This is a genomic window from Geomicrobium sp. JSM 1781026 (assembly GCF_041949955.1).
In the GTDB taxonomy this organism is placed as follows: Bacteria; Bacillota; Bacilli; order Bacillales; family Marinococcaceae; genus Geomicrobium_A.
The window spans coordinates 199,809-220,905 of the sequence record NZ_JBHFQF010000005.1 but is presented as its reverse complement, the minus strand read 5'-3'; the positions used below and the strand labels follow the sequence as shown (position 1 = coordinate 220,905).

General features: G+C 45.5%; 18 protein-coding genes. 8 read left to right on the top strand and 10 right to left on the bottom strand.

Features of this window, described 5'->3' with window-relative positions; translation table 11 throughout:
* The first annotated feature begins 33 nt into the window (after positions 1 to 33).
* Entirely contained in the window at positions 34 to 525 is a 492-nt protein-coding gene (locus ACE1TF_RS10825; protein WP_375016649.1) for a carboxymuconolactone decarboxylase family protein, read from the top strand.
* Positions 526 to 692: 167 nt separating this feature from the next.
* Here the strand turns inward: ACE1TF_RS10825 and rlmD are convergent, their stop codons facing one another.
* On the bottom strand, positions 693 to 2,075 hold the full coding sequence (gene rlmD / locus ACE1TF_RS10820; RefSeq protein WP_375016647.1) for a 23S rRNA (uracil(1939)-C(5))-methyltransferase RlmD: 1,383 nt from the start codon (positions 2,073 to 2,075) through the stop codon (positions 693 to 695).
* Between the two features lie 64 nt (positions 2,076 to 2,139).
* On the opposite strand from rlmD, the gene ACE1TF_RS10815 reads away from it, so the two are divergent.
* Entirely contained in the window at positions 2,140 to 2,424 is a 285-nt protein-coding gene (locus ACE1TF_RS10815; RefSeq protein WP_375016645.1) for a DUF4190 domain-containing protein, read from the top strand.
* Positions 2,425 to 2,473: 49 nt separating this feature from the next.
* On the opposite strand, the gene ACE1TF_RS10810 is transcribed toward ACE1TF_RS10815, so the two are convergent.
* Both ACE1TF_RS10810 and ACE1TF_RS10805 read right to left on the bottom strand, forming a co-directional pair.
* Positions 2,474 to 3,604 (bottom strand): glycerate kinase, encoded by a 1,131-nt coding sequence (locus ACE1TF_RS10810; RefSeq protein ID WP_375016643.1) that lies wholly within the window; start codon positions 3,602 to 3,604, stop codon positions 2,474 to 2,476.
* Positions 3,605 to 3,895: 291 nt separating this feature from the next.
* The gene (locus ACE1TF_RS10805; RefSeq protein WP_375016641.1) at positions 3,896 to 4,795 is read right to left on the bottom strand and encodes a diacylglycerol kinase; all 900 of its coding nucleotides are present in this window, start codon (positions 4,793 to 4,795) and stop codon (positions 3,896 to 3,898) included.
* Between the two features lie 162 nt (positions 4,796 to 4,957).
* Between ACE1TF_RS10805 and ACE1TF_RS10800 the strand changes: the two genes are divergently transcribed.
* Both ACE1TF_RS10800 and ACE1TF_RS10795 read left to right on the top strand, forming a co-directional pair.
* Positions 4,958 to 5,524, top strand: a complete 567-nt coding sequence (locus tag ACE1TF_RS10800; RefSeq protein WP_375016638.1) for a copper resistance CopC family protein — start codon at positions 4,958 to 4,960, stop codon at positions 5,522 to 5,524.
* Positions 5,524 to 6,627 carry a copper resistance D family protein gene (locus tag ACE1TF_RS10795; protein WP_375016636.1) on the top strand — a complete coding sequence of 368 codons (1,104 nt, stop codon included), beginning with the start codon at positions 5,524 to 5,526 and terminating at the stop codon, positions 6,625 to 6,627. Before ACE1TF_RS10800 ends, ACE1TF_RS10795 begins: the two co-directional genes overlap by 1 nt.
* An 85-nt stretch (positions 6,628 to 6,712) precedes the next feature.
* Here ACE1TF_RS10795 and gatB read toward each other — a convergent pair whose 3' ends face one another.
* The 7 genes from gatB to pcrB form a co-directional block, all read right to left on the bottom strand.
* Complete coding sequence (gene gatB, locus ACE1TF_RS10790) at positions 6,713 to 8,146, bottom strand: Asp-tRNA(Asn)/Glu-tRNA(Gln) amidotransferase subunit GatB (protein ID WP_375016634.1); 1,434 nt, start codon at positions 8,144 to 8,146, stop codon at positions 6,713 to 6,715.
* Between the two features lie 13 nt (positions 8,147 to 8,159).
* Positions 8,160 to 9,602: an Asp-tRNA(Asn)/Glu-tRNA(Gln) amidotransferase subunit GatA gene (gatA, locus tag ACE1TF_RS10785; protein ID WP_375016632.1), complete on the bottom strand. Its 1,443-nt coding sequence runs from the start codon at positions 9,600 to 9,602 to the stop codon at positions 8,160 to 8,162.
* Between the two features lie 14 nt (positions 9,603 to 9,616).
* A complete protein-coding gene (gene gatC / locus ACE1TF_RS10780; RefSeq protein ID WP_042400082.1) occupies positions 9,617 to 9,907 on the bottom strand; it encodes an Asp-tRNA(Asn)/Glu-tRNA(Gln) amidotransferase subunit GatC in 291 nt (96 codons plus the stop codon).
* A gap of 119 nt (positions 9,908 to 10,026) precedes the next feature.
* The gene (locus ACE1TF_RS10775; protein WP_375016630.1) at positions 10,027 to 11,226 is read right to left on the bottom strand and encodes a CamS family sex pheromone protein; all 1,200 of its coding nucleotides are present in this window, start codon (positions 11,224 to 11,226) and stop codon (positions 10,027 to 10,029) included.
* 35 nt (positions 11,227 to 11,261) lie between these two features.
* Positions 11,262 to 13,274, bottom strand: coding sequence for an NAD-dependent DNA ligase LigA (gene ligA, locus ACE1TF_RS10770; RefSeq protein ID WP_042400080.1), 2,013 nt, complete (start codon positions 13,272 to 13,274; stop codon positions 11,262 to 11,264).
* Positions 13,275 to 13,288: 14 nt separating this feature from the next.
* Positions 13,289 to 15,490, bottom strand: coding sequence for a DNA helicase PcrA (gene pcrA, locus ACE1TF_RS10765; protein WP_375016628.1), 2,202 nt, complete (start codon positions 15,488 to 15,490; stop codon positions 13,289 to 13,291).
* 14 nt (positions 15,491 to 15,504) lie between these two features.
* The gene (pcrB, locus tag ACE1TF_RS10760) at positions 15,505 to 16,206 is read right to left on the bottom strand and encodes a heptaprenylglyceryl phosphate synthase (protein ID WP_042427123.1); all 702 of its coding nucleotides are present in this window, start codon (positions 16,204 to 16,206) and stop codon (positions 15,505 to 15,507) included.
* A 286-nt stretch (positions 16,207 to 16,492) separates the two neighbouring features.
* Here pcrB and ACE1TF_RS10755 point away from each other — a divergent pair, with 286 nt between their 5' ends.
* From ACE1TF_RS10755 to ACE1TF_RS10740, 4 genes are all read left to right on the top strand, one after another.
* The gene (locus ACE1TF_RS10755; protein WP_375016626.1) at positions 16,493 to 16,852 is read left to right on the top strand and encodes a cupin domain-containing protein; all 360 of its coding nucleotides are present in this window, start codon (positions 16,493 to 16,495) and stop codon (positions 16,850 to 16,852) included.
* Between the two features lie 114 nt (positions 16,853 to 16,966).
* Entirely contained in the window at positions 16,967 to 17,518 is a 552-nt protein-coding gene (locus ACE1TF_RS10750; RefSeq protein WP_375016624.1) for an NADPH-dependent FMN reductase, read from the top strand.
* Positions 17,519 to 18,884: 1,366 nt separating this feature from the next.
* On the top strand, positions 18,885 to 20,075 hold the full coding sequence (locus tag ACE1TF_RS10745) for a CynX/NimT family MFS transporter (RefSeq protein WP_375016622.1): 1,191 nt from the start codon (positions 18,885 to 18,887) through the stop codon (positions 20,073 to 20,075).
* A gap of 296 nt (positions 20,076 to 20,371) precedes the next feature.
* Positions 20,372 to 21,076, top strand: coding sequence for an MIP/aquaporin family protein (locus ACE1TF_RS10740; RefSeq protein ID WP_042400068.1), 705 nt, complete (start codon positions 20,372 to 20,374; stop codon positions 21,074 to 21,076).
* Positions 21,077 to 21,097: the final 21 nt, after the last annotated feature.

Genomic DNA, 21,097 nt, shown 5'->3' with positions numbered 1-21,097 from the left:
ATTGCAACAAGTGTTGCAGAGGAGTGAAAACTCATGGCTGGTTTAGTAAATAAAGGGATTGTCAAAGGTGCAAGTTTGATAAACTTGAAAAATCGAATAAACTACTACAAAGTTGCTCCTGAAGCACTGGAACATATCATGGCTTTAGAAAGGTACGTAAGAAAAACGAAGATTGATCGGAAGTTAAAAGCACTGATTAAAGTCTATGTATCCAAGTTGAATGGTTGTTCTTTTTGCATAGAGATGCACACAAAGGAAGCCAAGAAGTTTAAAATATCGGACGAAGTGCTAAACGAGCTAGAGAATTGGAGAGAAAATGAGTTATTTGATGAGATGCAAGGCGTATCATTAGAACTTGCTGAACATATTACGCATATTTCTAACTTAAGAGTAAATGATGAATTATATCACAGAGTCAGAGAATATTATGATGAAAAAGAATATATTGATTTGGTTATGGTCATCAATCAGATTAACGTATGGAATCGACTAGCAATTTCTATGGGTAACACTTCGAGCACCTAAATACCAAACGAATAACTACGTGAAAAAGCCGCATTAAATTTGTTCGATAATGCGGCTTTAAGTTATGGGTTTTGATTATTATTTTCCTTAAAACAACGCAGTGACTAGTCGATACGATTGAAAAAACGATTATGCCCTCGTTTTTTTCAAAAGGTGGCAGGTACCTCTCAAACTCTTTCCAACCAGCTCACACTCTCCACATGCGTCGTCTGTGGGAACATGTCCACAGGGGTAATTTCTTTCGTTTCATACCCACCTTCTTCAAGAATCTTGAGGTCACGGGCTAACGTTGCCGGGTTGCATGACACGTACACGATTCGCTCCGGCTTCATTTCAATCATCGTATCGAGCAGGGCGGGGTCGCACCCTTTTCTCGGTGGATCGACGACCATGACGTCGGATTCGATGCCGTGGGCGGCGCGCCACCACGGGACGATTTCTTCGGCTTTGCCGACGGCGAAATCGACGTTGGTCATACCGTTCAGCTCGGCGTTGTTTTTGGCGTCACGGATGGCGTCACCGACGATTTCAACACCGTAGACGTGCCTTGCTTGTTGGGCGAGAAATAGCGAGATTGAACCGATGCCACAGTAGGCGTCAATGACCGTTTCTTTTCCGGTGAGTGCGGCGTACTCCATCACTTTGTTGTATAAGACTTCGGTCTGGGTCGGATTCACTTGGAAAAATGAACGCGGTGAGATCAGGAAGCGAACGTCGCCGATTTTGTCTTCGATCGTACGCGATCCCCACAACACTTCGCTTTGGTCACCGAAGATGACGTTCGTGTCTTTTGTATTAATGTTTTGGACGATGGAACGAACATTGTTGACTTCGTTTTTTATATCGTGAATGAGTGCTTCTTTGTTTGGAAGTTTTTTGCCGTTCGTGACGAGAACGACCATCACTTCTCCACTCGTATGGCTGTGACGGGCGGCGATGTGGCGAATCACTCCGCGTCGGGTCTTTTCATCATACGGCTGTATGGTATACTTTTTGAGTAATGATTTGACAACTTGGACGGCTCCATCATTGGGCGCGCCTTGGATGAGGCAGTGGTCCATGTCGACGATCTGATGCGAGCGCTTCGCGTAAAATCCGGCAATTAGTTCACCGTCACGATTCGCGGCAACGGGTACTTGTGCTTTGTTTCGATAGCTCCACGGCTCGTCCATCGCGAGCGTCGGATGTACTTGAATTGTACTGTTGCCCATATACTTATGCAGGGCGTTGACGATCTGCTGACGCTTTAAATCGTTTTGTGCCCCTTCGGACAAGTGCTGCAGCTGGCAGCCGCCACAACGGTCGTATATCGGGCACGGCGGTTCAATTCGATGTTCACTCGTTGTCAATCGGTTCATTAGCTTTCCGAAGCCGAAGCCTTTGCCTGCTTTTACGACTTTGATTTCTGCTTCTTCGCCGGGAAGTGCATTCGGCACGAAGAGCGGATAGCCGTCAATTTTAGCGACACCTGCCCCTTCGTGGGTCAGATCTTCAAAGGTTACGGTCAGGCTTTCATTTTTCTGGACAGGTGCTTGTGCTTTTTTTCCCAAAGGTTTCACTCCACTAACTTTACGTCTTAGAGTTTAATTGTACACAATGAAAGGGGGAATTTCTATGACAGAGCAGTATTCACAACCGCAAACGAACAGCAAAGCCGTTACTTCTCTCGTACTCGGGATTTTGGCCGTTGCGATTCCTTATGCCGGCCTTGTAATTGGAATCATCGGACTTTTCATCGTTCGAATGGCCAACCGAGAGCTCGCTCATACGGGTGAGGGTGGCAGAAACCTCGTGCTTGCCGGAAAAATTTGTTCAATTGTCGGGATAGCGCTTTATGGTGCGATTATTCTATTCTTTGTATTTTTTATGCTTTTAGGTATGCTTCTTTCATTTTTATGAGAATGACAAAATCCTCTGAGCGACTTGGCTTAGAGGATTTTGTATAGGATTATTTATGCCACACTCTTGCAATATTTTCCGCGGCATCTTCTAAATAGGAGGTGCCATTGGTCATCGCGTCTTCGAGTGACACTGCTCCGGGCACGATGCTGAAAACGGCGTCGATGCCGTGCTCATACACGTCTTTGTATCCGGTGCCAAGCGCTCCACAGACGGCAATGACTCGTTTTCCTTCTCGCTTCGCTGCTTTCGCTACACCGACCGGTGTTTTGCCGTAGACAGATTGGCCGTCAATCTTCCCTTCGCCAGTAAAAACTAAATCTGCTTTCTGGACGCGCGTATGAAAATCGGTCTCGGCGAGAACGAGCTCGATGCCTGGTTGTAACGTTGCATCGAGAAAGGCTAACAGCCCAGCTCCTAGACCGCCAGCGGCTCCTGCGCCGGGGATATTGCTCACATCTTTTCCGGTCGCTTCGATCGTTCGCTCATTAAATACCTCAAGGGCGTGGTCAAGCTCCACTACGGCTCGTTCACCCGCGCCTTTTTGCGGTCCGTAGACGGCACTTGCCCCTTCGGGACCGAGCAGTGGATTGGTCACGTCACAGGCGACAATAATTTCTGTTTTCGCAAGTCTTTCGTCAAGACCGGAGATGTCGATTTTCGCGAGCTTTACGAGTGCCCCGCCTCCCCGGTTAATCGCGTTTCCGTTCTCATCCAAAAGCTTTGCCCCTAAGGCTTCAATCATTCCGGCACCTGCGTCATTGGTCGCGCTACCGCCAATGCCGATCATGATTCTTGAGACACCTCGATCTAGCGCCGCGCTGATCATTTCACCGGTTCCATACGTGGATGCTTCATAGACGTTGCGGTCGGCTTTCGCTGTAATATGAATCCCGCTTGCTGCAGCCATATCCATGACTGCGGTTGTTCCGTCTTCTGAAAGTGCATAATGTGCGGTTACGCTTTTAATATTAGGGCCTTCAACCTGCAGTTCAATCCTTTCACCCCCGAGATTGGCGGTTAAGGCTTCCATCGTCCCTTCTCCGCCGTCCCCCATTGGAATGACATCAAATGTCGCTTCAGGATCGGTTTTTTGGAACCCTCGTTGTATTGCTGTAGCCGCTTCAAGTGCTGTCATACTTTCTTTAAAAGAATCGGGAGCGATGACAATGTGAACCATAAGTATTCGCACCTTTCAAGTAGGATGGTTTGTCTTGACGGACCTACAAAAAACTCGTATGATTTCTAGTAAGAGCGTTTCCCTTCTTTGATGGACAGTGTCACGTACATACGCTGTTGCTTCTTAAGAATGAAACTGTTGCAGGAAGGATGAATGTTTACAATGGATATGCCACATTGGTTTGTCATCGTAACAGTAATCTATTCGGTTGCTGTGCTTGCATGGTCAGTGTTTAATATCACGGTCGCAAAGAACTAGGAATAAAACACGACGGAGAAATCCGGTCGTGTTTTATTTTTCTTCTTGTTCAGGAACGAGCATTTCAAAATGGTGATGAAGGTTCACGAATTCTTTCGGAATCGTGCCTCCGTGCTCCCCGTCTAAGTTCAACTGCATCTCGCCTTCGATCTCCAACTTAATTCGGTTCGCTTGAATATAAACCACTTTGTCCTCGTGAATATGTTGACCCGTTAAGGCAAGACTACCGATGCGGACAAAATCAGGCAAATTCGTCTTTTTCAACAATAGCAAATCAAACAATCCATCATCCAATCTGGCTTCTGGACTTAACTTCTCAAACCCTCCTACAGAATTGGAGTTGGCAATTAAAAAGAGCATGATCTCTCCTTCAAACAATTTCCCGTCGTACTCGACTCTCGCTTGCCTAGGCTTTAAAAAGAAAAGCTTCTCAAACCCTTTTACGTAATACGCCATCTGTCCGAGCATCGTTTTTAATCGGCTCGGTGTATCATACGTAAGCTCGGTAAGGCTCCCACCAGCGGCAATGTTAACAAAGTATTGGTCTCCTGCCTTACCTACATCAAGTGGGGAGACGTGAGATCCGGTGAGTACGTCACAAATTTCTTCAATATCCAATTCATTCATATGAAACGCACGGGCAAGGTCATTCGTCGTCCCAGCAGGGATTAAACCGAGACGCGGGCGCTTCTCTAATTCCGCAAGTCCGTTAATGACCTCAAAGATCGTCCCGTCACCACCCGCTGCAATGACGAGGTCGTAGCCATTTTTCCCCGCTTCAAAAGCCGCGTCTTTCGCACATCCTTCTTTTTTTGTTTGGTGTGCGGAGGCGACATAACCTGCTTGTTCTAAACGATCAAGGATATACGGTAAATGTTTCTTTAATTGCTCTCGACCTGACGTCGGGTTATAAATGACTCTCGCATTTTTCAAGGTTCATTTCTCCCATACAAATAAAATCCGTCAAAAAGACGTAACTGGAATAGTTTTCGTTTTCTTTTATACTATGTATTGTATAGGAGAAATGATAGACAGGCAAAGTCTGATCAATCTCCTCATCGGATTTATATATATTTACAGGGGGTTTTTAACAGTATGAAATCATTCAAAGCTACGTTTGTTGTCGTATTGCTCGTTTTTGGATCAGCAACTATGGCCTCACAAACGCTCGCCCATTCATACGTAGACACAAGCACACCTGAAGATGGTGAAACTGTCGAAGAGACAGTGGATACGATTACGATGCATTTCGATGCGGGTATTGAACCCGCGACTACTGCCGTAGTTACGGATGTAGATGGAAATGAATACACCATCGGATCGGAAGAATTTGAAGGCGATGATTTTATTGTCAATCTGGACGAGCCTCTTCCTAGTGGTGACTATACTGTTGCGTGGCAAGCGCTCGGTGCTGATGGCCATGGAACAGAGGGAGAATTCAACTTCACCGTTGATGCTCAAGATGAGGAAGAAATTGTAGAGGAAGAAGAGCCTGAGGTGATTGAGGAAGAGGAAGAAGATCTAGAAGTCGAAGAATCGGCTGAGACAGATGTAGATGACGAAGAAACTGATCAAAACAGTGGTCTAGTAATTGCCATTGTTGTCGCCGTTCTCGTCGTAGGTTTAGCGGTGTTCTTTATGTCTCGTCGCAATAAATCATAATGACTGTCATTATCGCAAACATCGTCTTGTTCATCTCACTATCGGTATGGACAGGGATCCATCTAGTAGAGGCTCTCCCAAAGCGAAAACGTCCATCGTTAACGATTTCGAGAAAATGGCCACTGATCATCGGTGGTATGATCATTATTTCAAGTAGTATTCCAGCATTTCTCGTTGCCCAATCAACCGCTGAAATGTTCGACGAACCGCTCGTGAGTACACTTGGCTCTGTATTGCTAGAATATCGCATCGGACAATCAGCTGTTGTCGTCTTCATCCTGATTGTCGTCACACTACTTGCTCGTTTCACATTGGAAAAACGCGCACACTTGATGTGGATCCATTTAATTCCGACATTCGGCTTGTTTGTAGCGAGCAGTTGGAGCGCTCACGCTGCGTCACTTGCCGACATGGGCTTTTTTCTAAATGTCTTCCACCTTATGGCCGCTTCAATTTGGGCAGGGACACTGCTTACTGTCGGATTTTTCGCCTCAAAAGAGCGTGACGGCAATTGGCTTCAATTCTTTCAATGGTTTACGCCTTTTGCGATCGGTCTCGTCCTGACGATGATTGGAACGGGCATTGGAATGATGATGATGATTACGCCAGACTATACAGATAGTTGGCTACTTGATTACGGACAACTGCAAGTGCTTAAACATCTGCTTTTCATTCCACTCGTGTTTTATGGATTTGCCCATGGCTTTCTCATGAAAAAGAAATTGAAGCGTGGGCTTGAGGAAGAAAAAACCGTCCGTTCCGTCCGAATGGAAGCGGTATTACTCATCGTGATTTTCATTGTGACCGGTGGAATGATTAATCAAGAACCTCCGCACGTTGTCGCCGAAACGCTTGCATATACGGAAATGGCGGTACCAGCTGAGTCCTTGATTACGACGAGTTTTGAGGTAGGTGACGAGATTGTATGGACACTTACACTTACTACTGGACTTCTAATCTTCACGGGGGTTTTCATTCTCGGTTTATTCATTGATCATGTTGGAAATGCCAGGAGGCCTCTCGCTGTCCCCATTTACGTATTTCTGTTCGTTATATGCATTTACAGTGCCATTATGTTTGGCGCAGTCAAGATACCCGCCTAGACACTTTTTATCGAGGCACATACCGTATAAAAGAGGGGCAAAACCCCCGACACTTTTCATTAAGCGTCGGGGGTTTTCATATTCGTTATCGAGCTTCGATGCCTTCTTTAATGAGCTTATTTATCACTTGTGGGTTGGCTTTACCTTTCGTTTCCTTCATCGCTTGACCGACTAAGAAACCGAAAGCTTTATCCTTACCATTTTTGAAGTCTTCAATGGATTGTTCATTGTTATCTAGAATCTGATCAACAATCTTCTTGAGCTCACCCTCATCCGAAATTTGTACAAGCCCTTTATCTTCAACAATCTTTTTCGCGTCGCCGCCATTTTTCATCAGCTCCGTGAAGACTTTCTTTGCGATTTTTCCAGAAATCGTACCGTCTTCAATTAACTGAATCATGCCTGAAAGCCCCGCAGGTGTCATTTGAATGTCTTTAAGTTCAACACCTTCTGCGTTCAAATAGGCGTTCACTTCACCCATCAGCCAGTTTGCCGCTTGCTTTGCATCTGCACCTTCAGCAACCGCGGCTTCAAAGAAATTCGCCATCGCCTTCGATTGCGTTAATACGTCGGCATCGTATGCAGGAACATTCCAATCGTTCATGTACCGCTGTTTACGTGAATCAGGAAGCTCAGGAATGTCTTGTTTGACACGGTCGATCCACTCTTCATCAATAAACAGACGCACGAGATCTGGTTCAGGGAAGTAACGATAATCGTCAGACCCTTCTTTAATTCTCATAAGCACCGTTTCTTTGCGGTCTTCATTCCAACGACGTGTCTCTTGCAAAATCTCCCCGCCAGAAAGCAGTTCTTGTGCTTGACGCTTTTCCTCGAACGCCAACCCTTTTTGTACGTTTGTGAACGAGTTTAAGTTTTTAAGTTCTGCTTTTGTTCCAAACTCGACTTGTCCTGCTGGTCGTAAAGAAATGTTCGCATCACAACGTAGGGACCCTTCTTCCATCTTACAATCCGATACCTCTGTGTATTGGAGTATCGCTTTAAGTTTTTCTAAATACGCGTACGCTTCATTTGGCGTGCGAATGTCTGGCTCTGAAACAATTTCAATAAGCGGCGTGCCGACACGGTTGAAATCAACGAGTGAGGCATCATCATAATCATCATGCGTCAACTTCCCCGCATCTTCCTCTAAATGTATGCGTGTAATACCGATTCTCTTCTTGTAACCATCCACTTCAATTTCAATCCAGCCATTTTCACCAATCGGCTTATCAAACTGTGAAATTTGGTAGGCTTTTGGGTTGTCTGGATAAAAGTAATTCTTCCGGTCGAATTTCGTCTCTTCGGCAATGTCACAGTTTAGGGCGACGGAGGCTTGAACGGCAAAATCAACCGCTCGTTGATTGAGTACCGGTAGCACACCAGGATGACCGAGACAAATCGGACACGTTTGCGTGTTCGCCGGTGCACCAAACGCTGTAGAACAGCTACAAAAGATTTTCGTATCAGTTTTTAATTCTGAATGGACTTCGAGTCCAATAATCGTGTCGAATTTCATATCGATTCCCTCCCTATAGCTGCGGCTTTTCTTTCGTAAATTGTGTGACTTGTTCATACGCATAGGCCACTTTGTACAACGTGCGCTCTTCGAACGGTTTAGCGATAAGCTGTAAGCCAACCGGTAAGCCATCGGAGAAGCCGCAAGGAACTGAAATGGCTGGGTTACCTGCAAGGTTTACAGGGATGGTCAGCAAGTCCTTTAAATACATCGTTAACGGATCATCGGTATTCTCTCCGACCTTAAACGCGGTTGTTGGCACGGTTGGTCCTAAAATTACATCATAACTGTGGAGGATTTGCTCATAGTCCTCCCGAATGAGTGTGCGAACCTTTTGTGCTTTCTTATAGTACGCATCATAATAACCAGAGCTAAGGGCAAATGTTCCGAGCATAATGCGGCGCTTCACTTCATCACCGAAGCCTTCGCTTCTTGATTTCTTGTACAAATCGAGAAGATCTGTGCCTTCTTTTCGAACACCGTAACGAACGCCATCAAAACGGGCAAGGTTCGCGGAAGCTTCTGATGAAGCGAGCAAATAATAAGCGGCGACAGCGTATTTGGAGTTTGGCAATGACACTTCTTCCCAAGAAGCTCCAAGCTCTTCAAGTTTTTGTAACGCTTCTTGGATGCGCGCTTTAACGCCTTCATCGACACCTTCACCGAGGTATTCTTTCGGTACAGCTATTCTCAAGCCTTCAACGCCGCCGTCAATTCCTTTAGTATAGTCGGCAACATCCATATGGGCAGAAGTCGAGTCGAGGGGGTCATGACCGGCAATTTGTTGAAGCACATAAGCATTGTCTTCAACGGTTCTTGTAATCGGACCGATTTGATCTAGGGAAGAGGCAAACGCAACGAGGCCAAAACGTGAAACACGGCCGTACGTCGGCTTAAGGCCCACGACACCACAAAAAGAGGCCGGTTGGCGAATGGAACCACCTGTATCTGATCCAAGAGCAAACGGAACTTGTCCTGCGGCTACCGCAGCTGCTGATCCCCCGCTTGACCCTCCAGGAACATGATCGGTGTTCCAAGGGTTCCGCGCTGTCACGTATCCAGAATTCTCATTAGATGAACCCATAGCAAACTCATCCATGTTCAGCTTGCCGACAGAAACGATATTCGCATCGTTTAAACGGTTCATGACCGTCGCATCATGGACGGGCTCAAAGTTATCAAGCAACTGGCTCGCACACGTTGTACGCAACCCTTTCGTAACAATATTGTCCTTAATCCCGGCAGGAATACCATACAACAGGTGATTGGCGTCTTGCTTGTCCAATTCAGCTGCTTTTGCCATCGCACGCTCTTCATCTAGCGTAAGAAATGCATGGATTTTATCATCAGTTGCTTTAATCTGGTCAAAAGAAGCCTTTGTGAGCTCTGTAACCGTTACTTCTTTATTTTTTATCTTCGTATGTAATGAAGACAATGTTTCATCAAAGAAACTCATCGCTTGTTCACTCCTTATTCGAGGACAGACGGCACTTCAAATTGCCCGTCTTTTTGTTTTGGCGCATTCTTTAGTGCATCTTCACGATCTAATGAAGGTTTCACTTCATCTGCTCGCAAAACGTTTCTCACATCCATTACATGTGTCGTCGGTTCTACATTCTCCGTATCTAATTCATTCAGCACTTCAGCGTACTCAATGATCTTACTCATTTGTTTTGTGAAATCTTCAATTTCATCTTCGTTAAACGTAAGTCTGGCAAGATCAGCAACATGCTGAACTTGTTCTTTTGAGATCTTAGACATCTCTTCACCCCCGCGTTGGCTTATCATTAGAAAAACTTGGCAAAGCGCCAAGTTTTCGCTAAACATTCTTAAAGTATACCAAACACATACTAGAGCAAGCAATTGCTTAACCCTTTCAGTTAATCGTAAATATACACATCAACTTCTTCGCCTGCTGGGCGCCTAATTAATGCTTCTTGCTGATCGTTGCTTCTTACCTTTGCGACAATATCAACATTGGATGAAAAGCGCTCATCAATTAAGCTTGCCACTTGTTGAGTAACAGCAATCGTTTCCATCTTACTTTGGAAACGAATCGGAACCGTAATGGTTAGTTCTCTCAACTCACTGTTTTGATAATATCCGATGGCGGTAGCGCCAATATGATCATCGAAGTAGCTGTTTAACTCCATATGAAATTCGTTAAATCGGTCTGCGTCACCCGTAACTGCATCAGACGCCGCATTAGATGGGAAGAAGTGATGCGTCTCATCCAGCTCGGTCCAGCCTCCAAGGCTACTGCCCGGATCGGCAACCGCATAGCTGACAAATTCCCCTGGCGTTGTTGATTCGCGAACAGCTTCATGATACACGGCTACAACAATAGGCACTTCATCCAAGTTGACGCCATCGGTTCCGTCGTGAGATTCACGTAGCCGTTCAACGACTTCTTCAGATATCCGGTCTCTTGCCGCATCCAGCTCTTCCTCTGATAACTCTTCATCAAATGGACCGTGTAGGCCTTCATCATCTTCAACGGTAAATGTATACACCGAGTTTAACGAGATGGCAACCGCTACCCCTGCTACAGCAAGGTCACCTTCACTCGTTTCTCTCATAAAATTATGTTCGGTTAAGTGAGATAACACTCTCGGTGCATTACGCTCTCGCTCAACGAGTGTTTCCCCTTCACCAAGAGGTGGGTTTAAACCGTTAGGGTTTTCCATATTGCCGTCTTCGTCTTCGGTTTCGTCAAGGCGACGCAACCAGCTGTTTAGCACGTTCCGCTGAATAAATTGACCTTCTTGAATAAAATATTCTTCAGGTGAAAATGTTTCCGAAGCAATCTCACTTAAGCCCACTTCTAATCGTTCAAGGTCGTGGCGATTATGAACCATCGCTGTCCCAAATCCTCTTGCATGCCCCGGCTCATAAGATCCGTCGCGAAAGATCGTTCGATAATAGTTCGATAAGCTTGGGATTTCCCCGCTCACTTCCGCCGAGTTTTCCGCCTCTTCCGCTTCTGTGTCTGCCTCTTCCTCTGGTTCTAGAAAAGCCATACATCCTGCTAAGAACATGAGCATCATCGCAAAAAGTGGGATGATGAGCGCGTTTCTCATACCTAGCAGCTCCTCTCCGTATTCATTTCATTGACCTAGTCATCTTGAGAAAGAAATTCAGCTGTTTCTTCCTCGTTCCAGACGGTAACCCCTAAGTCTTGAGCTTTATCAAGCTTTGATCCAGCGTCTTCCCCTGCAATTAACAAATCCGTCTTCTTACTTACACTAGACGTTACTTTTCCACCATTGGTTTCAATTAATTGTTTCAACTCGTCTCTTGTCCATCGTTCTAACTTTCCGGTTAGTACGATCGTCTGATCAGCAAATCGACCGTTCTCCACGTCCGTGGTGGCACCAGTGAACTGAACATTCACGCCCGCAGCTTTTAACTTTTCGAGCAGATCGAGGGCTTCAGGTTGGTCAAAATATTGAACAACCGCATCGGCCATCTTTTCTCCAATCTCTGGGACGTTTGCGAGCGTTTCAACATCAGCTTCTTTCAACGTTTCCATAGATGAAAAATGTCTTGCCAATGTCTCGGCAGCTTTTGCACCGATAAAGCGTATGCCAAGACCAAAAAGAAGCTTCTCCATCGAGTTTTGCTTAGACGCTTCTATCGCTTTAAGAAGGTTGTTCGCTGATTTGTCCCCCATCCGCTCCAGCTCAATAAGCTGTTCGTACGTGAGTGCATACAAATCGGCGACGTCTTGGATGAGCGAATGACGAAACAATTGCGTAATCACTTTTTCACCTAGACCGTCAATATTCATTGCCGTTCGTGATACGAAATGAATCAATCCTTCTCGAACTTGGGCCGGACACTTTGGGTTAATGCAACGAAGTGCAACCTCTTCTTCAAGATGAACGAGTTCACTCTCACATTCTGGGCAGTGCGTCGGCATGGTAAATTCGGTTTCTGATCCGTCACGTTCATCCTCTAACACCCGGACAACTTCTGGAATGATGTCTCCTGCCTTTTTAATGACAACTCGATCCCCAATACGTATATCCTTCTCACGAATTAAGTCTTCATTGTGCAACGACGCACGACGGACGGTCGTCCCCGCAACGACGACAGGCTCCAAATGTGCGGTTGGAGTGACTGCCCCTGTTCTCCCAATGGAAAGTTCGATCCCGGTTAACGTCGTCATTTTCTCTTCAGCTGGGAATTTAAACGCAATCGCCCAACGTGGGCTTTTTGCTGTAAACCCGAGCGTTTGCTGCTCCGTTAGTGAATCGACTTTAATGACAATCCCATCCGTTTCATAGGGGAGCGACTTTCGTTTTTCTGACCATCGGTTTACGTAGTCAATCACTTCATCAATGGTTGCATACGTTGCTGTTTCCCTGTTCACTTTTAGCCCGAGTGATTCCATATACGAAAGAGCTTCTGAATGACCGGTTAACCCTTTGCCACGATCGTTCGCAATGGAATATAAAAAGATGTCCAAGTTACGTCTCGCCGCCACTTTCGGGTCCAACTGCCTCAGTGAACCTGCTGCTGCATTTCTCGGGTTGGCAAACAGCGCTTCATCGTTCTCTTCTTTTGCTTTGTTCAGCGCTTGAAAGGACCGATGAGGCATATACACTTCCCCGCGCACTTCAAGGTTCGCCGTTTCTTTTAAACGAAGGGGAATCGAGCCGACCGTCTTCAAGTTCGTCGTAATGTCTTCCCCTGTTGTGCCATCTCCACGAGTGGCTCCTCTAACGAACTTCCCGTCCTCATACGTGAGGGAGACCGCAAGCCCATCAATTTTCAGCTCACATACATACCGGGGCTGTTCATTTCCTGACCCTTGTTTAACGCGGCGGTCCCAATCTCTTAAGTCCTGTTCGTTAAAGGCGTTACCTAAGCTGAGCATCGGCACTTCGTGGCGAACTTTCGTGAATCCAGCGAGAGGCTCACCACCAATACGCATCGTTGGTGAGTCTTCGGACTGATAGGCAGGATATTCTTGTTCCAATGAAAGCAACTCTTGTAGAAGTGCATCATAGTCAGCATCAGGAATTTGTGGATCGTCTAATACGTGATACTTATAATTATAGTCGTGCAATTGATCGCGCAACGCTTCAATCTTTTGCTTCGGGTCTTCATTATGAGAAGCCATGCACGTCTTCCTTTCTACGATTTAGTAATGGGCGCAAATTTAGCGACAAGCCGTTTAATTCCTTCATTAGGAAAAGCGATGTCAAGTTCTTGATTTTCCCCTTCACCTTTCACAGATACAACCGTCCCTTGCCCCCACTTGCGATGTTGGGCCTTATCTCCGACCGCCCACGCTAGCGCGTCACCACCGGTTTGTGTTGTAGATTTTAGACGTGTTCGTCTCTGTTGGTGAGCATTCGTCCTACTACGCGGTTGCTCCACTTTTTCTGGCTGTTCTTCAAACAACTCCGTTGGCACTTCATTAATAAACCGAGAGCTTGGGTTCATTTGCGTACGCCCATACAACGTGCGCGTGGACGCTCTAGACAAATACAATTCCTCTTCTGCCCTCGTCATTCCCACATACGCCAACCGTCGTTCTTCTTCCATTTCTTCTTCCTCAAACAGCGACCGGCTGTGCGGGAAAATGCCCTCTTCCATCCCAATGAGAAACACGACCGGGAACTCAAGACCTTTCGCAGCATGAAGAGTCATCATCGTCACCGCTCCACGGTCCCCTACTTCCGGCTCATCAAGACGATCAATGTCAGCTACAAGTGCCAGATCAGTAAGAAATGCGATTAACGATTTATCATCATTCGCTTTCTCAAACTCTTGAGAAACGGTGAGAAATTCATCAATGTTCTCTAAACGACTTTGTGACTCCAACGTATTCTCCGTTTTTAATGCTTCACGGTACTCCGATTTCTCAAGTACTTGTTCGACGAGCTCAACGACGGAAAGATAGTCTTGTTGCTTAATCCATCCATCTAACATTTCCGCAAAGCTTCGTAGTTTTTTTGTCACAGCAGCGGATAGTCCGATATGTTCAGCTTCCATAAGTGCCGTATGCATGCTCATCTCCTGATTCACTGCATAAGAAGCGACACGATCAACGGTTGTTGCGCCGATGCCTCGTTTCGGTACATTAATGATTCTCATGAGACTAATATCGTCATCTGGGTTGGCAATTACACGTAAATAAGCGAGAACATCTTTAATTTCTTTACGGTCATAGAACTTTGTGCCGCCGATCATTTGGTACGTAATATTCGACTTTACGAACATCTCCTCGATTACACGCGATTGTGCATTCGTCCGATACAAGATCGCAAAGTCTTGATATGAACGGTCTTTATCCCGAACGGCTTCCTTGATTCGATCAACAACATTAAAAGCTTCTTCCCGTTCATCCATCGCTTCTTGCAACTGGATCTTCATGCCGTCATCATTTTCTGTCCATAAGTTTTTTGCGCGGCGGCCTCCGTTGTTTCGGATCACTTCGTTAGCAGCCGTTAAAATGGTTTTCGATGAGCGATAGTTCTGCTCTAACAAAATTACACGTGCATCACTGTAATCTTGCTCGAATGAAAGGATGTTTTTAATATCTGCACCCCGCCATTTGTAAATCGACTGATCAGAGTCCCCAACAACACAAAGGTTTCTGTAACGCTCAGCAAGCAGCCTCACTAGTTCGTATTGTGCGCGGTTTGTATCTTGATACTCATCGACATGAATGTATTGAAACTTTCGTTGATAATAGCCAAGCACTTCTGGCACTTCATTAAACAGTCGGATCGTCATCATAATCAGATCGTCAAAATCAAGCGAATGGTTAATTCTCAGTCGCTTGCTGTACTCTAAGTACACATCTCGAGCCACTTCCTCAAGTGGTCCTTCTGCTTTTTTCGCATACTGCTTTGCAGTAATCAATTCATTTTTTGCGCCGCTAATCATGCCGAGCAACGTGCGGGGTGGGAATTTTTTGGAATCAAGGTTCTGATCCTTTAAAATCTGCTTGATGACAGACTGCTGATCCGTACTATCTAAAATAGAGAAGTTCCGGTTTATCCCGATGCGGTCGACATCTCTTCTAAGAATTCGTACGCATAATGAGTGAAACGTTGACATCCAAATATCATCTGCCACACCACTCACTAATTTGCCGACCCTCTCTTGCATTTCTCTTGCTGCTTTATTCGTAAACGTAATCGCAAGAATATTCCAAGGAGCCATTCCTTTTTCACGAATTAAATAGGCAATCCGATGCGTAAGCACTCGGGTTTTTCCACTGCCTGCTCCTGCCATAATGAGCAGTGGGCCTTCGGTCGTTGTTACAGCTTCTGACTGTTCTTTATTTAATCCAGTGAGTAACTGTTTTACGCGATCGTCATACATCGCATCTTCCCCCCTTATGCTTTCAGTTCACGGACAGCTTGGACCGTTTTTAACGCTTCTTCTTTGTCTTCGTAAATGGCATTTCCAACGACAATCGTGTCCGCAAAGCTTGCCATCTTTCGCGCCTGCTCTGCATTTTTAATGCCACCGCCATAAAAAAGTTGTGCCTGGTTCAAAGTCTCACTCACTTTTTTGACGACGTGCTCACTGCCATAGGTTCCACTGTATTCTAAATAAAAGATCGGCATTCGAAGCACAGTATCTGAAAAACGGGCAAAGGCTTCAATGTCGTCGATGTCAAGCGCCGTATCTGAGTTCGTTCGCTTTGCTGCACTTGAATCTCGATTTAAGATGCAATACCCTTCTCCAATCACATCTGCCATATCGAGTAGCGGACCATGAGCTTTTAATGCTTGTTGGTGAAGGCCACTAATAAAAGCAGGATTGTGAGAATTTAATACTACAGGGATGAGGTAAGCATCAAACCCCGGAGTTAAAGCTTCTAATTCCGTTACTTCAAGAACACAAGGGACTGAATACCTTCGAATTGCTGCTAAACATTCTGTCACATTATCGATGGTGATCCCATCGCTGCCACCGACAATTATTGCATCTGTCCCTGACTCACATATATCTGCAAGCCATTCTTCTGAAAATGAGCGCGCCGGGTCTACTTTAAACACATGACGCCACGTTTTTATCTCTTGTTGAATCATTACGAAAGCCTCCGCTTCGAGCTTTGCTACCCCGCCCTGTGTCGATATCGATTCTCTCGAACTCTCATCACGTGAGTAACCGTGTTATCTATCCTTATGTTGTTCATTTATTACATTCCTCAGCCTTTCATTATAGCAGAATTCCACTACATTCTTAATAATTATGAAGAAAAAACTTCTGGTAATCCTCCCACCAATATTGTTGCAGGATTGGTGCGGGTTTTGTCGAATGATTATAACGGAGCCAACCCATCCCTTTCTATAGAAAGGAGCTTTAGTTCATCACATGCAAATTGTAACGTGCGACTCCTCTGTCGGAAAAGAAATGACAATGGATGATTCTTCATTTATTTTAACACCAATCATCCGTAATGCTGCGCATATTCGCATGGCCATGCTCACATTAGAGGCCAATCAAACCATTTCAGAACACGAAGCCAATCCCGATCAACTGTTTCTCGTCGTTCAAGGAAGTGGCTGGGTTAGCGGTTCAGACGCCACGCCAACGGAAATTCGAGCTGGACAAGCAGCCTTTTTTGCTGAAGGTGAAAAACACGCTTCAGGAACAAATGATGGAATGGTCGTTCTATCTATTGAAGGGATTGATCTGCACAATACGATCCCCCTCCTCTATTATTCAACCTAGACTCCTTTTGTAAGGAGTCTTTTTCGTTCAGTCAAACAGACAACTGGATTTTTCATTCATATCGGTGTAAAATACACGATTGAATTTACGATAGGTTATTGGAGGATATTAATCATGAAAATTGCAGTCATCGTAGGTAGTACAAGAAAAGACTCCTACAACATGCATGTGTCAAAATATATGAAGGAACGCTATACAGATAAAATGGATATGAATATCCTAAACATCGCCGACCTTCCTTTGTACAATCAAGATACAGAAAACACACCGACGGACGCGGTCGTCAACTTCAAAGCAGAAGTGAAGTCAGCGGATGCCGTTCTTTGGGTAACACCTGAACACAACGCGACGATTCCTGCCGCTCTAAAAAATGCCATTGACTGGCTGTCCCGAGTTGACAAAGTCATGATCGGTAAACCTTCATGGATCATCGGAGCTTCTATGGGGACCTTAGGATCAGTAAAAGCCCAAGCCCACTTGCGTGACATTCTTTTTGCCCCTGGCCTTGCCTCACCTGTACTACCTGGGAATGAAGTTTATATCGGTGCGGTACACACGAAATTAGATGAAAACGGACAACTTATAGATGAAGGGACCGTTCAGTATCTCGATACGGTTGTAAGTAACGTAACGAACTGGATCAAAGGATTAAACACGGAGCAATAATCGTAAAATAGGCGAAGGGACAGCGCACATGCCCCTTCGCCTATTTTGTTTTCTACTATAGTACGCGTTTTCCTCTCATCATTTCCACTAATGCAATTAAATTTCGAGTGATCATTTATGGGTCGTTGGATCTAACATCTTGCTGGCGCACCTGAACCGGATTTGTTAGCTAGTTGGCAGCAACCCACCCTCGGTGTGGAATATGTTCGCTAACTTGATCACAGATGGAGCCAACTAGGGTACAGTTTATCGACCCTTTGACCTTGCGACGGGGAGCGCAACTTGTTGCCGACATGAATCGTACCGAATTTCGTTTGTTTTTGTTTCGGCACCTCTAGTGCCGATGGTTGCTAGCCCTTCACGTTTATGTTAAGGAACCCTTGGCTTTTCCCAACGATGAAAAAGACTTGCTCTTTTAAGTGACAATTCCCTTCTAAAAATAGGCATTTTAAGGAGACAAACGTCTCATAAATCTCTATTTGTGACCGCTCGATAAGTTTGTGTGACAATCTATGTTAAGAAAAACAGATTTAGCTCGATCAAATGCCTCAAAAGTACATATTTGAGACACTTGAACCTCATCTGCTTTGTGCGGAACGGTTCAGTTGTCTCGCTACCGAAGTGGCCGTTATAGTTCGGAGTACAACTCTCTGCCATTAGTGGTTATTAAGCACACAACCCCATTCAGGAGTATCAAAAACTCAGCATATCTATATAAGTTGAACGAAAGAATTTCTTCAAGATCCAATGGGAAGCTTGGTAAAGTGGAAACTGTGCTCGAGTTGCGACCGAACTGTTCTCAAGTTGGGGAAAATCGCAGGAAAAGCGGTAAATTCTCCTAAACTAGGGAACAGAATGCGCAAACTCGGTAACAGATCACCGGGTCATGTGTACCATCCCCGCCCCGAAGTACTTACAAGACGTCGGAGCGAGCCGCGCCGAACCGAGTTTGATTTGGTTTCGGCCCTGCTGGGGTGGACAGGGTGCTCGCTTATAGGCATTGAATCTGCGCTTCAGTTGGAACAAACTGCGCGCAAAATGGCACCCAGCACTGCGCTATCCCTCCAACCCAACACCCAACTGCGCAATCAGGAAAATCATAAGTTCATTCTATATAGACCGTTTTCACTAAGATCAGACACGTAGTCATAAGGACAAGTCATACAATAAGCCTGTTCAATTTCTGAATCCATTCACACTCGAGATAGATTGGCTCTTTGCAGCCTTTTCCCCCTAATGCTTACTTTCACAATTAATTAGTGACCTCTAGTCCACATCGGCTACTACTTGTTGTGTTATGCGTAAAGTATAGATGTTCAGACAATTAGTAATCGTTTACAATAACCGTATGAAGGAGGAGACTGACATGAACACAGAACGCTCGCTACATCAACCCACTCCCTATCAATCAGAACGGTTTGTGCTTTTACTTGGCATTCTTCTCATAGCGTCAACATTGCGGACTCCTATGACTTCAGTCGGCCCACTTTTGCCGTTCATTCAAGAAGGTTTGGAGCTATCTAACGCTGTTGCTGGAAGCATAACTACAATTCCATTACTCGCGTTTGCGTTATTGTCCCCTTTTGCTCCACGTATTGCTGAGCGCGTCGGGACAGAGCGCCTTGTGTTTGCTGCACTTCTATTTATTCTGGTCGGTATCGGCGTTCGTTACTTCATGTATGTACCAGCACTGTTTATTGGCACGGTGTTTATCGGTGCCGGCATTGCTGTTGGTAACGTGTTGCTACCTGGAATTGTCAAAAAGAACTTCCCGTTACATATCGGCCTTGTGACTGGACTTTATGGAATATCCATGAATATTGTAGCCGCGATTGGCTCTGGAGTGAGTGAGCCAATCGCTCGCGCTGGACTGAATTGGAATGGGTCTCTAGCCATTTGGGGATCTATTGTTTTCTTCGCTCTCGTCGTTTGGGGAGTTCAACTTTCCAAGAATAAAGGCGAAAACCAATCGGTTTTGCCATCGGCTCAAACCTCATTATGGCGGTCTCGTCTCGCTTGGAGCGTAACGATTTTTATGGGGATCCAATCGTTGCACTATTACACAATGATGACTTGGTTGCCTCAACTTCTTGCTACACACGGTTACACGCCAACGTCTGCAGGGTGGATGCTTGCCATGATGCAAGGAGCTATCGTTCCAATGACATTTATTATTCCTGTTCTCGCTGGTCGAATGAAAGACCAACGAATCATTGGCATCGGCATCGGGGTATGTTTTTTACTAGCTAATCTAGGTTTGTACACAGGAGTTGCTCTTCCCGTATGGGTCATCTTAATGGGAATAGCTTGTGGAAGCGGGTTTGGCCTCAGTATGATGCTATTTGCGTTAAGAACCTCTACGAGTATCGGAGCGTCCAAGCTTTCTGGAATGGCACAAGCATTCGGTTACCTACTCGCTGCATTCGGACCAATGGTTTTCGGCGTCACGTACGACTTCTCTGGTAGTTGGCAAGCACCGCTTCTCATTCTCGCTACGTTGTCCATATTCATCGTATTCGTCAGCTTACGAGCAGGGAAAGGACAAATCAACAATTAAATAAGAATTTTTCTTTACCCAGTTGACCCCGATGATAATGCAGAAATAGTGTTCTAGGAACATCTTAAACTGAATAAAGATAGATTGAACAGCTCGTTCACGGTGTCTCACAATTTCCTAATATTTCAATATTAAGTACTACGAATGCGTTTACAAGTATACGTTCGCCGTGTACAATGGGGTCAAGTTAATGTAAACAAGCTGATGAGCTCATGAGAGCAGCTTTTTTGACGGAGTCCCAGGATGACGTGAAAAGAGCTGCTCTTTTTTTATTATTCGCTTAAGGAGGATGAAAGATGTTAGAAATCATTGCAGAATTTATAGGCACGATGATCTTGATTATTTTTGGTGCTGGTGTCGTTGCTGCTGTCAATTTGCGTGGCTCAAAAGCGGAAGGTGCAGGTTGGATTGCGATCGCTTTAGGCTGGGGGTTTGCGGTTACGCTCGGTGTGTACGTCTCAGGAACTGTGAGCGATGGTCACATTAACCCCGCTGTAACCTTAGCTTTTGCTGCGATTGGTGACTTCCCGTGGTCGCAAGTTCCTGGCTATATTATCGGGCAAGTTGCCGGAGCGTTTGTTGGAGCAGTCATCGTATTTTTCCATTACTATCCGCATTGGAAAGCAACCCCAGACCCAGGTACGAAGCTTGGCGTCTTTGCGACAGGGCCTGCAATTCGCCACTTGCCGTCCAATGTTGGAAGCGAATTCATCGGAACTGCAGTACTTGTGTTTGGTTTACTTGCAATTGGGGCAAATACATTTACAGAAGGTTTAAACCCCATTGCGGTCGGTGTACTCATCGCTGCGATCGGTTTGTCTCTTGGCGGTACGACCGGCTATGCGATCAACCCTGCACGTGACCTCGGCCCTCGGTTAGCACATGCGATTCTTCCAATTGATAAAAAAGGACCATCAGATTGGGCGTATGCTTGGGTACCCATTCTCGGACCGATTGCTGGCGGTATTGTTGGTGCATTCCTATTCGTACTCATTTTCTAAATTTGATGATTTAAGGAGGAG

Excerpts from the sequence above, each read along its gene's own strand:
- ACE1TF_RS10815 (WP_375016645.1), top strand. The coding sequence starts at position 2,140 with ATGACAGAGCAGTATTCACAACCGCAAACGAACAGCAAAGCCGTTACT.
- ACE1TF_RS10745 (WP_375016622.1), top strand. The coding sequence starts at position 18,885 with ATGAACACAGAACGCTCGCTACATCAACCCACTCCCTATCAATCAGAA.
- ACE1TF_RS10755 (WP_375016626.1), top strand. The coding sequence starts at position 16,493 with ATGCAAATTGTAACGTGCGACTCCTCTGTCGGAAAAGAAATGACAATG.
- ligA (WP_042400080.1), bottom strand. The coding sequence starts at position 13,274 with ATGGCTTCTCATAATGAAGACCCGAAGCAAAAGATTGAAGCGTTGCGC.
- ACE1TF_RS10740 (WP_042400068.1), top strand. The coding sequence starts at position 20,372 with ATGTTAGAAATCATTGCAGAATTTATAGGCACGATGATCTTGATTATT.
- ACE1TF_RS10810 (WP_375016643.1), bottom strand. The coding sequence starts at position 3,604 with ATGGTTCACATTGTCATCGCTCCCGATTCTTTTAAAGAAAGTATGACA.
- pcrA (WP_375016628.1), bottom strand. The coding sequence starts at position 15,490 with ATGTATGACGATCGCGTAAAACAGTTACTCACTGGATTAAATAAAGAA.
- gatC (WP_042400082.1), bottom strand. The coding sequence starts at position 9,907 with ATGTCTAAGATCTCAAAAGAACAAGTTCAGCATGTTGCTGATCTTGCC.
- ACE1TF_RS10750 (WP_375016624.1), top strand. The coding sequence starts at position 16,967 with ATGAAAATTGCAGTCATCGTAGGTAGTACAAGAAAAGACTCCTACAAC.
- ACE1TF_RS10800 (WP_375016638.1), top strand. The coding sequence starts at position 4,958 with ATGAAATCATTCAAAGCTACGTTTGTTGTCGTATTGCTCGTTTTTGGA.
- gatB (WP_375016634.1), bottom strand. The coding sequence starts at position 8,146 with ATGAAATTCGACACGATTATTGGACTCGAAGTCCATTCAGAATTAAAA.
- ACE1TF_RS10825 (WP_375016649.1), top strand. The coding sequence starts at position 34 with ATGGCTGGTTTAGTAAATAAAGGGATTGTCAAAGGTGCAAGTTTGATA.
- ACE1TF_RS10795 (WP_375016636.1), top strand. The coding sequence starts at position 5,524 with ATGACTGTCATTATCGCAAACATCGTCTTGTTCATCTCACTATCGGTA.
- gatA (WP_375016632.1), bottom strand. The coding sequence starts at position 9,602 with ATGAGTTTCTTTGATGAAACATTGTCTTCATTACATACGAAGATAAAA.
- ACE1TF_RS10775 (WP_375016630.1), bottom strand. The coding sequence starts at position 11,226 with ATGAGAAACGCGCTCATCATCCCACTTTTTGCGATGATGCTCATGTTC.
- pcrB (WP_042427123.1), bottom strand. The coding sequence starts at position 16,206 with ATGATTCAACAAGAGATAAAAACGTGGCGTCATGTGTTTAAAGTAGAC.